This window comes from Desulfitobacterium hafniense DCB-2 (genome assembly GCF_000021925.1).
Taxonomy (GTDB): Bacteria; Bacillota; Desulfitobacteriia; order Desulfitobacteriales; family Desulfitobacteriaceae; genus Desulfitobacterium; species Desulfitobacterium hafniense.
In genome coordinates this window covers 4,140,475-4,153,179 of record NC_011830.1, presented here as the reverse complement: position 1 = coordinate 4,153,179, position 12,705 = coordinate 4,140,475, and the positions used below count along the sequence as shown (strand labels likewise).

The window sequence follows — 12,705 nt, the reverse complement described above, 5'->3', positions numbered from 1 at the left end:
AAAAGGTTGGACAACAGTCCAAAGGAGGACGATCGAGAAATGAGGCAGCAAGCATGGCATGTTTTGCCCTGGCTGGATGTGGTTAAGGCTTTGGAGGTGCATCCTGGCAAAGGGTTAAACCTGAAGGAGGTTAACCGGCGGCTGGGCGAAGTGGGGAGAAACATTCTGGAGACCAAAAAAGGGGTTCATCCGGTCTTTCTCTTTCTCGGACAATTCAAGGATTTTATGGTCTTGGTTCTTTTGGCTGCGACCATCGTTTCCGCACTCTTAGGGGAAATCGCCGATGCCGTAACGATTATGGCCATCCTGGTTCTGAATGCAGTCCTGGGCTTTATCCAGGAATTCCGGGCGGAGCGCTCTATTGAATCCTTAAAATCCTTAACGGCCCCGGAAGCCCGGGTCTTGCGGGATGGCCTGGAAAGCAGGATTCCCGCAGCGGACCTTGTTCCGGGAGATATCGTTCTCCTGGAGGCCGGGGATCGGATTCCTGCCGACATCCGCTGGATTCAGGCCGTGAATGTGGAAGTGGAGGAATCCGCTTTGACCGGTGAATCCCACCCGGTGGCCAAGCGGTTGGCTCCTTTGACCGATGAGCTGACCCCCATGGCTGATCGGGTGAATATGGGGTATATGGGTACCTCCTTAGTCGGCGGCCGCGGGGCCGGGGTCGTGGTGGCCACGGGAATGGAGACGGAAATGGGCGTTATTGCCGGCATGATCCAGAGTGTGGAGGAGGAAGAGACCCCTCTGCAAAAGCGCCTGGCCCAACTGGGCAAATATTTGGTCATTATCAGTATTATCGTCTGCGGTATTGTAGTCCTGACCGGGGTTCTGCGGGGGGAAGGCTTCTATAAGATGTTCCTGGCCGGGGTCTCCCTGGCTGTGGCGGCCATTCCGGAAGGGTTGCCGGCTATCGTTACCGTAGCCCTGGCCATCGGGGTGCAAAGAATGGTGAAGCGCAAAGCCATCATCCGCAAGCTCCCTGCTGTGGAGACCCTGGGTTGTGCCACAGTCATCTGTTCCGATAAAACCGGGACCCTCACTCAAAATGAAATGACCGTACGGCAAATCTATACGGATCGCACAATGGTTGCCGTAACCGGACAGGGCTATGATCCTAAAGGGGACTTCCATGGGGCGGATCCCACCAAGGAAAAAGGCCCCTTACAGTCAGCTTTGAAAATTGCTTCCCTGTGCAATAATTCCTCCCTGACCCGCAAGGGGGTGCAGGTGGCGGGAATGTTCCGGGCCGCGGGCAAGGATTCTCCCTGGGGAATCGAGGGAGACCCTACGGAGGGCGCTCTGCTGGTTGCCGCCGCCAAGGCGGGAATCTGGCGGGAAACCCTGGAGCGCAAGGAAGAGCGGGTTGGGGAAATTCCCTTTGACTCGGATCGCAAGCGCATGAGCGTGATCTATAAAGGCAAACGGGAAAAGAAGGCCTATGTCAAGGGAGCTCCTGATGAGATCCTTAGGCGCTGCCGCCATGAGCTGACTTCCGAAGGCATTGTGGAATTGAACGAGCTGAGAAGAAGGGCTATTCTGAGGGCCAATGATGAGATGGCTAAAAAAGCTTTAAGGGTTCTGGCCTTAGCCGAGAAACCCTTGCAGGAAAACGAGCGGATTGACGAACGGGTAGAGGAAGATTTGACTTTCGTAGGGCTTATGGGGATGATTGACCCGCCCCGGGCCAGCGCGGCCAAAGCGATCAAAGTGTGCCGAAGAGCCGGCATCAAGCCGGTGATGATCACAGGGGATCACCGTCTCACAGCAGAGGCTGTGGCCCGGGAACTGGGAATTCTCAAAGGCAATGGCGACGGCATACTGACCGGCTCCGATCTGGACCGGATGTCCGATGAAGCGCTGGAAAAGGAAGTCATGAATATCTCCGTCTACGCCCGGGTCACCCCCAAGGATAAGCTCAGGATCGTCCGCGCCCTCAAGAAGAACGATCAAGTGGTGGCCATGACGGGGGACGGAGTCAATGATGCCCCCGCCGTCAAAGAGGCGGATATCGGGATCTCCATGGGCAAGACGGGGACCGACGTCACCAAAGAAGCCTCGGCCATGGTCCTGGCCGACGATAATTTCGCCACTATTGTGGCCGCCGTGGAAGAGGGCCGGGCCATCTACGATAATATCCGCAAGTTTATCCGTTACCTGCTCTCCTGCAATATCGGTGAAGTTCTGGTCATGTTCCTGGCCGCTTTGGTAGGGTTGCCCTTGCCCTTGCTGGCTATCCAGATTCTCTGGGTTAACCTGGTGACCGATGGTTTGCCGGCCATGGCTTTGGGTGTGGACGGCATGGATAAAGATATTATGAACCGCAAGCCGCGGGAACCCGGGGAGAGTATCTTTGCCCGGGGGTTGGCACGGAAGATCATGGTCCGCGGTCTGATCATTGGCTTAGGCTCCCTGCTGGTATTTGTGACTGCCATGTTCTTGGGAGTGAATATGCTGGCGGCCCGGACCATGGCCTTTACCACCTTGGTATTCTCCCAGCTCTTCCATGTCTTTGACTGCAAATCGGAAACCCGGGGCATTTTTGAGGTGGGAATCTTCTCTAATCCTTATCTGGTAGCGGCAGTGATCGGCTCCACCCTGATGCAGCTCAGTGTCATTTACCTCCCGCCTCTCCAGGCCATTTTTAAAACCACACCTTTAATGGGCTGGCAATGGGCATTGATCTTAGCGGTAGCCGGCGGTCCTTCCATTTTGATTGGCTTATACCGTTTAGTCCGCAATACCTGGCGGGGCAAAGAAATCATGGTGGGTGGAAAATAGGCAATAGTTTTTTGAGAAGTTCATCCCTTTAAGCATCTGACAAAAAAACTAACATGATAACAGAACAAACGGTGCTCAAAAACATTGGCTTGACCAGTTTTGAGCACCGTTTATTATTTTTTTTCAACAACTTCAGTACATACTTTTTTCAGATAGAACATGTCGGTAAGCTGTCGGCCATACTTCAATAATAGGGATGATCATGGTTTTTTTATAAAAAGAGATGGTAATTGAACTGTTCTTCTGGTTAGTCCTTATCAAATTCCAGGAACTTGTGAGGCGGAACGTGGAATAAATCCGCTATGGCAAACAGCGTTTTCAAAGAAATCGGCTGTACGCAGGATGGGGTTTCCACCTGTGATAAATATTTCGACGTAATTCCGATCCGTTCCGCAAGCTGATCCTGGGTCATTTCATTCAGTTTTCGATAATACGCGATTCTTAAGCCGATTTGGATAAAGCGTTTATCATTAATATCCCATGATTTGGACATATCATCACCTCTTGGTATAAGTTTACAGACTTGAAGAAAAGAGGCGAACTGCTTATAATATAGAGAGTCATAGCCGTTTCTGAGGGCAATCCGAAAAGCAATACGGCACAAATGATCCGAATGGCAACCGCAAAAGAACTGGATGTGCGCGTCATTGAGCTTGCCGAAAATACCATTTAACTGACTGATAGGGTAGGTTAAGCGCGCTTGGATTCATGACTGAAAAAAAGCGGCAAGTGCTCCTGCACGGTTCTGTTTAAATTAAATAAAATAAAGTATATAATAATGATCAAGAACAAGTTTTCAGGGGGGGGCTGGTTTTATGTCCATACCAAAGGCGAATAAAAAGCATACGTATGCCGACTATCTTACCTGGCCCGGAGAGGAACGCTGGGAGATTATTGACGGCACTCCTCTTCTGCAGTCCGCACCCACTTGGCAGCATCAGGCGATTTCCGGGGAACTGTTCAGGCAGTTCAGTAATTATTTGGCAGATAAACCCTGCCATATCTTTGGCGCACCATTCGATCTGCGGCTGCCCCTGGCTGCAGAAGCAGATGAAGACGCAACCTATGTCTTTCAGCCCGACCTGACCGTAATCTGCGATAAAACCGGACTCAAAGGGACGGGCTATTTCGGGGTGCCGGAGCTTGTGATTGAAGTATCGTCCATCTCCACCGGGAAATTTGACAAAGTTTCAAAATTTAACGCATACGAAAAGGCCGGCGTCCGCGAATATTGGATTGTGGAGCCTGAACAGAAAGTGGTCAGTGTTTTCAAGCTGCAGGACGGCAGATACGGCAGGCCCGAGACCTATACGGAAGAGGATACTATCGGTGTCGGTATTTTCCCGGACTTGGCGATAGAGCTTAAACGTGTGTTTGCCGATCTCTAAACCAATGGCGGGATGACTTGCTTAGTCGATGGCTGGAACCGCCGGAGGATCCGGATTTTGTTTTCGGAAGCAAAGAAGAAGAAAATGGTCCGCAAGCCCTGTAATTATAAGGGTTTGCGGACTTAATATTTTGCGGGGGGTGTAGTGTAAAAGAGCGGTGAAGCAAATGAGAAAATGAGCGTTGATAGGCTCATAGGTACTGTGTTAGTTTCATGATCTATTGATATTTCCTATAGATGCCCATCCTCCTATAGTATTTTGGAGCACTATGTCAATAAGTATTGCATGGGCCAAGACCCGTCTTTATGATTAGGGAGGATAGACGATTTAATATTCAAAAAAATAAACGAAAGGCGGTCTAAATATGAGTGAAATTCAGCTGCCTAGCCAATTTGAAAGTTTTGCTGAGGCGCGGAAACAAGGGTTCATTGCAGTTAAAAACCTGAAAGAGCAGGGAAAGAAAGTGGCGGGAGTGTTCTGTACCTACGCCCCGGTGGAATTGGTCCTCGCTGCGGGAGCCGTGCCTGTGGGGCTTTGTGCTTTTAGTGACGAGACCATTCCCGAAGCTGAGAAAGTCCTGCCCCGGAACCTCTGTCCCCTGGTCAAATCCAGCTACGGCTTTGCCATCACCGACAAATGTCCTTATATGTTTTTTTCTGATCTGATGATCGGTGAGACCACCTGCGACGGCAAGAAAAAGATGTATGAGCTTTTAGGAGAATTCAAAAACCTCCATGTCATGCAGCTTCCCCAGACCCAACAGGATGAAGCTTCCCAAGAACTGTGGTATCAAGAAGTTCTGCGTCTGAAGGACAGAATCGAGCAGGATTTCGGAGTAACCATCACCGAGGAAGGTATCAAAAATGCCATCAAGGTAAAAAATGAGGAACGTAAGCTCCTCAAAGAATTTTACGAGCTCAGCAAATCCTGTCCTCCCCCCATCACCGGGGCGGAACAGCTTAAAGTCCTCTATGGCTCTCAGTTCAAGTTCGACCCCGAGGCCAAGAACCGGGAAATCAGGGAAACCATCGACAAAGTCAAAGCCGATCAGGCTAAGGGCGTGGAAAATGTCTCCCCCGCCGCGAAACGCATCCTGATCACAGGCTGTCCTTTGGCCGGGGTCACCGAGAAGGTGGTCAGAGCCATCGAAGAGTCCGGCGGCGTGGTCGTGGCTTATGAAAACTGTATCGGGGTTAAACCCGTGGAGCGCCTGGTTGACGAAACCATCGATCCCTACAAGGCCCTTGCCGACCGGTATCTGCAGATCGGCTGCTCCGTCATGACCCCCAACCCCAACCGCCTGGATCTGCTGAGCCGGCTGGTCCGGGAATTCAAGGTGGACGGCGTTGTGGAAATGACCCTCCAGGCCTGCCACACCTACAATCTGGAAACCACCCAGATCCGCAAGCACATGCAAAAAGAAGATATGCCCTTTATCAGCGTGGAGACCGACTATTCCACTTCGGATGCCGCCCAGCTTAAAACCCGCCTGGCTGCGTTCATTGAGATGCTCTCGTGAAAAAGATCTTTGTCGGCATCGATTCAGGCTCTACTCAGTGTAAAGCCGTGGTGATGAGTGAAGAGGGGCTCCTTGATACTCTGGCTGTAAAAACCGGCTGGAACCCCAAAACCTCTGCCGAGGAAAGCCTGGCCGTCTTAAAGGAAAGAAATGATCTGGACAGCCGGGAAATCCTGGTTGCAGCCACAGGCTACGGCCGGGAAGCCATCGATTTTGCCGAGTATACCATGACGGAAATCACCTGCCATGCTTACGGCGGCATCTACCTGATGCCGGATATTCAGGGCATCATCGACATCGGCGGCCAGGACAGCAAGGTCATTCAGATTCAGGCCGGGAAGCCGGTCAACTTTCTGATGAACGATAAATGCGCCGCCGGAACAGGCCGTTTTTTAAAAATGGCCTGTGATACCCTGGAGATCCCCCTGGACCAGATCGATGAATTCACCGATCCCCACCAGGCGGTCTCCATCAACAGCATGTGTACGGTTTTTGCGGAATCGGAGATTATCGGGCTCTTAGCCATGCAGAAGGACCGGGCCCAAATCATGGCCGGGGTTCTGCAATCCATTGCCCGCAAAATACAGCAGCAGGCGGGCAAGCTGGAGTTCACGGCAGATAAGCCCATCCTGATGACCGGCGGTTTATCCCAATCCGGGCTGCTCATAGACACCATAGCCCAGCATATCGGCTATGAGGTTAAATCCTGCTCCCAGGCTTTGTACGCCGGAGCCATCGGGGCCTGCCTCTGTGCCGCTCAAAAATCCAACCATTCCATAAGGGGGGTGTAACCGGCTGTGATCTATTTTGACAATAGCGCCACAACCCTCATCAAGCCGCCGGAAGTCGGTGAAGCGGTAGCTTACGCTATCAACCATTTCGGCAATGCCAGCCGTTCCTTTTACGATGCCGCCATGACGGCCAGCCGGGAAATTTACAGGACCAGAGCGGCCATCGCCGCTTTGGTCGGCTCCGCTGAGCCCCTGAATATAGCATTTACCTCCTCTTCCACCGAGAGTCTCAATCTGGTCATCGGCGGCCTGGTGAAGCAGGAGGACGCCGTCATTACCACCGTGACGGAGCACAATTCGGTCCTGAGGCCCCTCTATCTCAAAGGATGCCGGCTGGATTTCATCGACTGCGATGAGAATGGAGTTTTACAGTGGGATGCTTTTGAAGAGCTGATCAGGCCGGAAACCCGCTTTCTCATCTGCACCCATGGGTCCAATGTTACCGGCAATATTACGGAAGTTAAACGCCTCTATGACCTGTGCCGGGCTCATGATCTGACCATGATTCTCGATGTTTCCCAGACCATGGGGCTGATTCCCGTCAGCGGGGATATGGCCGACGTGCTCTGCTTTACGGGCCATAAGGGCCTGTTCGGCCCCCAGGGCACGGGGGGGATCATTGTCAACCGCCGGCTGCCCTTTGAGATTGTCAAGACAGGGGGCGCAGGGGTACACAGCTTTGCCATGTTCCAGCAAAATGAGATGCCCGACGTTTTTGAAGCCGGCACTCTGAACAGCCATAGCCTTTACGGCCTGCAAAAAGGGGTGGAGTTTATTCTCCATACAGGCATCGAGGCCATTCACAGCAGAGAAAACCGCTTGACCCAGTTGTTTGTGGAGGGCATCAAAGAGATCGAAGGCCTCAGGCTTTACGGGGATTTTTCCGGCGGTAACAGGCTGCCGGTGGTTTCCTTGAATATAGAGGGACTCCCGGCCTCCGACCTGGCCGGGCTGCTTTGGGAAAAATACGGGATCGCCACCCGGGCCGGCAGCCATTGTGCCCCCCTTCTTCATCAGCGATTCAAAACCGTGGAAACGGGGATGGTCAGATTTTCTTTTTCCTATTTCAATACTGAAGAAGAAATTGCCACCGGGAGCAGGGCCCTGAAAACTATTGCGGAAGAGTATGGTCGATAAGCATGGAATATATTATTACCTTTAAAAACACCAATTGGGCCATCAAGTCTGAACAATATCTGCTGGGGGAAAAACTCCAGGTGAAAGTCATGCCCCTGCCCGCCCAAATCAGCGCCGGCTGCGGGATCTGTCTGCGGATACCCGCCGCGGAGATTGAGACCGCTCTGGATATTCTCACGGCCAGGCAGGTTGAGGGTGTGGGGCTTTATACAAGAGTTGAGCAGAATAAAGGCTATACCTACAGCGAGATCATCGGGAGATAATCTGCTGTATAATCATTAAGGGAAAACGACCTTATCCCCGCTTTTGTGGTAAGATAAGGTCGTTCCTTATTGTCCATACCTGGGGAAACCAAGCATTTTAAAAAGGATTTTTGCCTGTAATGCAGAATACCTAGAAGAATCATGGATGTAACTATTTCATTGATTTCAGGATAAACTATTCAAGGCAAGAGGAGGACGATCATGTTTGAATTTTTGATAGGATTTGTTTTGGCAGATAATATTGATACCCTATCCTATATTGTGGTTGGGTTATTAGCGATCTTCACGGTTTCCTTAATCATAAAAAAGGTCTTCAAATTAGCCCTCATTTTTGTATTGATCACGATTATGGCCTATTACCTGGTGCCGGATCTGTTCGCCTCGATCGCTCTTCCCTAGGAAAAAACACCCAGGATCATTGGGTAAGGAGTTGAAGTTAGCTATGGAAATCGTCAAAATGCACGGCCTGGGCAATGATTTTGTCTTTATCGATCACTTTCAGGGCGCCCCGGCAGAGCTCCCCGATTATCCGGAGTTGGCCCGTAAGCTTTGCCACCGCCAGTTCGGAGTGGGGGGAGACGGGCTGATTATGGTTCTGCCCTCGGATAAAGCGGACGCCAGGATGCGCATCCTGAATTCGGATGGCTCAGAGCCGGAGATGTGCGGCAATGGCATTCGTTGTTTTGCCCGCTATATCTATGATCAGGGCTATGTTTCCCAAAACCCCCTCCAGGTGGAGACCTTGGCCGGGATTCTTACCCTGCAGCTCAGCATCACCGGAGATCAAGTCACCGGGGTGCGGGTGGATATGGGGGAGCCGATCCTCAAGTCGGAACAGGTTCCAGTACTTATTCAGGGCGATCCTGTAGTGGGAGCCAGGCTTGATGTGGATGGGCAGGAATTCGAATTTACGGCAGTGTCCATGGGCAACCCTCACTGCGTGCTCTTTGTGGAAGATTACGAAACCCTTGATTTTGAGCGGATCGGCCCGGCCATTGAAAAACATCCACTCTTTCCCCGCAAAACCAATGTGGAGTTTATCATCGTCAACAGCCCCCGGGAACTGACCATGAAGGTATGGGAGCGGGGAGCGGGTCCCACCCTGGCCTGCGGAACAGGGGCCTGCGCTTCTGTAGTGGCCGCCGTCCTTAACGGCAGGACGGAGCGTAAGGTCACCGTTCATTTGCCGGGAGGCGATCTCCTGATTGAATGGGGAGAGGATAACCGGGTGTACATGACCGGACCGGCGGCCTATGTATTTAAAGGGGTTTTGCTGGAGGATGCCCTCAGCTAAGAGCGGAGAAGCCAGTACTCTGCAACACTTAATCCTGCCATTTCCGGCGGTTGAATTCCCGCCGGACTACGTTGCCGTCAATCGTAATATGACCGGTGGTTTTGTATTGAATTAAAGCACAAGATGGACTGCTTCATGGGGATGAGGCAGTCCATCTTGGCATATTGCCGGGGATACTACTTATGGTAGGGATAGTTAAATCTCCTTTTCCCGGTAATCCTTTTCCAGGGCAATGGTTTTAGCCTTAACAAGCAGGGAAGGCTGTGTGATGGAGGAATCAGGCAGGATGGCTAAATCGCGGACACTTCCGCTGCCGTATTGAGCTTTTAATTCCTCCAGCTCTCCCCAATGAATAGCCCGCAGAGGACAGGCGTCCACGCAGACAGGATTTGCACCTTCCTCGACCAAATCTTTACACATATCGCATTTGCTGATCTGCCCCAAAGCTTCGATAAACTGGGGGACACCGTAGGGGCAGTTCCAGACACAGAACCGGCAGCCAATGCATTTGTTTTTATCATGATCGACAATGCCGTTTTCCAGCTTGTGCAAAGCAGTGGTGGGGCAGCCTTCCGCACATTTCGGTTTTTCACAGTGATTGCAGGTTTCAGAATAGTGATAAATGCCGGGTTGGGGAAAGACGCCCGTCTCATAAGCCCGCACTTTGCGGAAGAAAGTGCCTACATTCAAATTGTTTTTATCTTTACAGGCGATTTGGCAAGTCCGGCAGCCGACACAGGCGGTCATATCAAAATAAAAGCCCTTTTGACCCATGCGTCACCCACTCCTCTCTAAAAGAAAATTCGTTGGGGTTTTTCTATATCCGGGATAAGGGGGGCGCCGGCATACTTTTCCATGTTGACGGCACAGGTGTTCCAGCCGGAAACCCCTTGACCGGTGGGAACAGAGCCGCAAAGAATATTGTCTGCTCCGGCCGTATCAATACCGGTCTTCTCATCAATATCCACCCAGGCGCCGTGGGGCAGCCCGATGACCCCGGGCATGAAGCGTTCGGTCAGGCAAGCCCTGCGCAGGGTCTTGCCATGTCTGCTGGTCAGCAGTACGGTATCCCCATCCATAATGCCTTTGGATTCGGCATCCTTGGTATTAATAAAGACCGGGTTGGGCCAGGTTTCTCTGAGCCATTGGACATTGTCAAAAACCGTGTGGGAACGCCTTAGATAATGAGGATTGAGGACCTGATAAGGATAATCCCCTTTAACCTTGTTGCCCCAATCCTTAAAGGTGGATTCATAGCCATCAGGGGCGGGGATATGAGTGGGAATCGGTTTGATCTTGCTGAAGCCGGTGCCATTGATAACCTCAGCCAGGCTGCGGCAATAAATCTCAAATTTACCGCTTTCCGATGGCAAAGGATTATTTTCAGGATCGGTGACAAAATCCGCACAGGCGATATACCCATAGTTATCCCCGGGATAGCGCTCCACCTGATAAATACCCTTTTCCTGAAGCTCCGGCAAAGTGATGCGGCCCTGCTGAGGTGTTCCCTGGACCCCCCATTGGGCAATATCCGCCGCAGTAATAGTGACGAGAGGCTCGAAGTCCTTGCCGTCGGGTGTAACCACCTTAGAACCGGCGATTTTATTAAAGAATTGCTGCTTCTCATCAAAAGGATAAAGCTCCTCCGGCTTAAAGCCTAAGCGTTTGGCCAATTCCGTGACAATCCATTGATCACTCTTGGCTTCATAGAGGGACTCTGTGACCTGGGAATACATAATGGCCATTTCCCGATTGCCGGTGAGGAATCCCCCTACCCGCTCCCATTCAGTATTGATAGGCAAAACAATATCGGAATACTTGGCAGTGGTTGTTAAAAATTGAGCATGGGTGACCACAAAATCCACTTTGCGATGGGCTTCAATCCCTAAATTCATGCCGTCCGTTGTCTGCAGCAGCGCCCGGCCGGCATGATAGATGACGTGGATATCCACATCACGCTCTACTCCGGGGTCCTGACCGCCGGGTCCCATATACACATATTTACCGTCCACAATACTTCGCCAGATATGAGCGTCATTAAAGACATCATCCAGAGGATTCTTCACGCCGGGAAGCCCGTCTTTGCCGGGACTGACCAGAGCATCTCCGCCGTTGCCCGCACCGGCATGGCAGCTTACCCCGGTACAGTGGCCAGGCTTGCCGATATGGCCGGTCATGGCGCCGATGGTCATAATCATTTGGGGAAGACCGTCCACATTTTGATTGCGGGCACTGGCCCACCCGGCCAGAAAGGCTACTTTTTTGGTCTTTGTGAATTGCCGGGCCAAGCTGCGGATAGTATTAGGCTCGACACCGCAAATCTCCGCCGCCCATTCAGGGGTTTTGGGGACGCCATCATAAGTGCCCAGCACATAATCTTTAAAATTCTCTTTAGGATCGGCTCCTTCAGGCATACTGTCCCCATCAAAACCGATGGTACATCGTTTTAAGAAATCCCAATCAATTAAAGGATTAGTGCTCGGATCATCTTCCGTAATCAAGGTATAAGCCACACTGGTCAACAGGGCAACATCGGTTTGCGGGCGGGTAGGGATCCAATCGGCTTCCAGCAAAGCGTAGGTATCATTATAGAAAGGATCAATACCGATAAATTTAGCTCCTGCCTGCTTCATTTGCAGGAAATGATAAGACGGGCTTCCCGCAGAACTCCAGGCAGGGTTGGAACCCAGGAGAATAATCGTCTCACAGCCCCGCAGATCAATACGGTCATTAATGGTTTCTTCACCGGCATTGAAAGAATAACCAATCTTTCCCGGAGTGAATTTCCAGGCGCCGTAAGAAGTGGTGCCCCAGCGGGTAATATGTCCGCCGTACAGGTTCAACAACCGGCCTACTTCAGTTCCACAGGCGAAAAGGGAGCGGTTGCCATAAGTTTCTTTAGCCTTTTTGAGTTCGGCAGCCACTAAATCCAGGGCCTCATCCCAGGAAATGCGTACCCACTCATCCCGTCCCCGCAGTGATTTATCCCCGCCGCCGGGTTCCCAATGTTTGCGCTTCATAGGATATTTCAAACGATCCGCCCCAAAGACCTGGTTTCTTTGGGCGCGTCCCCTCAGGCAAGCTCTCTGCTGGAAATAATCCGGGCTGTCCGGATGTGTATCATCGGTTTTCTGGCGCACAACCACACCGTCCACCACATAGGCCTTGTTAAGACAGCGTCCGCCGCAGTTATGCCAGCAGGCGGCTGTAATCCATTTCCCTTCCTGAGCAGTCATTTTATCAGCGCTGGCCGTTGTTAAGGAATTTCCGCAACCGGCAAGTGATAAGCTGGCTGCAGCGGCAGCACTTGCTTGGATAAACCTTCGGCGGCTCATTGCAGAATGGGTAATGCTGTCGAAAAGACTTGCCATTTCCTAATAACCTCCTTGATTCTAAATCGTCATTTAAGCAGTTTAACCGGGTTTGCACGCTGCCCTCCTTTCCATGTATTTTTATGGGATTGTAATAACTATCACTAAACAGATGCTAGCATAAAAATATTAATAAATTAGAGTTGAACTGAGCCAAATAT

11 protein-coding genes are annotated in these 12,705 nt (G+C 51.5%); 8 read left to right on the top strand and 3 right to left on the bottom strand.

The window, feature by feature from the left end; all coding sequences use genetic code 11:
* Positions 1–39: 39 nt before the first annotated feature.
* The gene (locus DHAF_RS19550; protein WP_015944874.1) at positions 40–2,781 is read left to right on the top strand and encodes a calcium-transporting P-type ATPase, PMR1-type; all 2,742 of its coding nucleotides are present in this window, start codon (positions 40–42) and stop codon (positions 2,779–2,781) included.
* A 247-nt stretch (positions 2,782–3,028) separates the two neighbouring features.
* Here the strand turns inward: DHAF_RS19550 and DHAF_RS19545 are convergent, their stop codons facing one another.
* Positions 3,029–3,274 carry a helix-turn-helix domain-containing protein gene (locus tag DHAF_RS19545; protein WP_005811908.1) on the bottom strand — a complete coding sequence of 82 codons (246 nt, stop codon included), beginning with the start codon at positions 3,272–3,274 and terminating at the stop codon, positions 3,029–3,031.
* A gap of 322 nt (positions 3,275–3,596) precedes the next feature.
* Between DHAF_RS19545 and DHAF_RS19540 the strand changes: the two genes are divergently transcribed.
* The 7 genes from DHAF_RS19540 (at position 3,597) to dapF (ending at position 9,173) form a co-directional block, all read left to right on the top strand.
* Positions 3,597–4,169, top strand: a complete 573-nt coding sequence (locus DHAF_RS19540; protein ID WP_005811907.1) for a Uma2 family endonuclease — start codon at positions 3,597–3,599, stop codon at positions 4,167–4,169.
* Between the two features lie 364 nt (positions 4,170–4,533).
* Positions 4,534–5,688, top strand: a complete 1,155-nt coding sequence (locus tag DHAF_RS19535) for a double-cubane-cluster-containing anaerobic reductase (RefSeq protein ID WP_011460569.1) — start codon at positions 4,534–4,536, stop codon at positions 5,686–5,688.
* The gene (locus DHAF_RS19530; RefSeq protein WP_011460568.1) at positions 5,685–6,479 is read left to right on the top strand and encodes an acyl-CoA dehydratase activase; all 795 of its coding nucleotides are present in this window, start codon (positions 5,685–5,687) and stop codon (positions 6,477–6,479) included. Before DHAF_RS19535 ends, DHAF_RS19530 begins: the two co-directional genes overlap by 4 nt.
* A gap of 6 nt (positions 6,480–6,485) precedes the next feature.
* On the top strand, positions 6,486–7,616 hold the full coding sequence (locus DHAF_RS19525) for an aminotransferase class V-fold PLP-dependent enzyme (protein ID WP_005811901.1): 1,131 nt from the start codon (positions 6,486–6,488) through the stop codon (positions 7,614–7,616).
* A 2-nt stretch (positions 7,617–7,618) separates the two neighbouring features.
* Entirely contained in the window at positions 7,619–7,879 is a 261-nt protein-coding gene (locus tag DHAF_RS19520) for a putative Se/S carrier protein (protein WP_005811899.1), read from the top strand.
* A gap of 201 nt (positions 7,880–8,080) precedes the next feature.
* On the top strand, positions 8,081–8,278 hold the full coding sequence (locus DHAF_RS19515; RefSeq protein ID WP_005811896.1) for a hypothetical protein: 198 nt from the start codon (positions 8,081–8,083) through the stop codon (positions 8,276–8,278).
* A 43-nt stretch (positions 8,279–8,321) separates the two neighbouring features.
* Entirely contained in the window at positions 8,322–9,173 is an 852-nt protein-coding gene (gene dapF, locus DHAF_RS19510) for a diaminopimelate epimerase (protein WP_015944873.1), read from the top strand.
* A gap of 195 nt (positions 9,174–9,368) precedes the next feature.
* Here dapF and DHAF_RS19505 read toward each other — a convergent pair whose 3' ends face one another.
* Both DHAF_RS19505 and DHAF_RS19500 read right to left on the bottom strand, forming a co-directional pair.
* Positions 9,369–9,947, bottom strand: a complete 579-nt coding sequence (locus DHAF_RS19505) for a 4Fe-4S dicluster domain-containing protein (RefSeq protein ID WP_005811894.1) — start codon at positions 9,945–9,947, stop codon at positions 9,369–9,371.
* Between the two features lie 17 nt (positions 9,948–9,964).
* Entirely contained in the window at positions 9,965–12,544 is a 2,580-nt protein-coding gene (locus DHAF_RS19500) for a molybdopterin-dependent oxidoreductase (protein WP_011460566.1), read from the bottom strand.
* Positions 12,545–12,705: the final 161 nt, after the last annotated feature.

Coding starts and splice junctions, on each gene's coding strand:
- DHAF_RS19535 (WP_011460569.1), top strand. CDS start 4,534: ATGAGTGAAATTCAGCTGCCTAGCCAATTTGAAAGTTTTGCTGAGGCG.
- DHAF_RS19550 (WP_015944874.1), top strand. CDS start 40: ATGAGGCAGCAAGCATGGCATGTTTTGCCCTGGCTGGATGTGGTTAAG.
- DHAF_RS19520 (WP_005811899.1), top strand. CDS start 7,619: ATGGAATATATTATTACCTTTAAAAACACCAATTGGGCCATCAAGTCT.
- DHAF_RS19500 (WP_011460566.1), bottom strand. CDS start 12,544: ATGGCAAGTCTTTTCGACAGCATTACCCATTCTGCAATGAGCCGCCGA.
- dapF (WP_015944873.1), top strand. CDS start 8,322: ATGGAAATCGTCAAAATGCACGGCCTGGGCAATGATTTTGTCTTTATC.
- DHAF_RS19515 (WP_005811896.1), top strand. CDS start 8,081: ATGTTTGAATTTTTGATAGGATTTGTTTTGGCAGATAATATTGATACC.
- DHAF_RS19505 (WP_005811894.1), bottom strand. CDS start 9,947: ATGGGTCAAAAGGGCTTTTATTTTGATATGACCGCCTGTGTCGGCTGC.
- DHAF_RS19540 (WP_005811907.1), top strand. CDS start 3,597: ATGTCCATACCAAAGGCGAATAAAAAGCATACGTATGCCGACTATCTT.
- DHAF_RS19545 (WP_005811908.1), bottom strand. CDS start 3,274: ATGTCCAAATCATGGGATATTAATGATAAACGCTTTATCCAAATCGGC.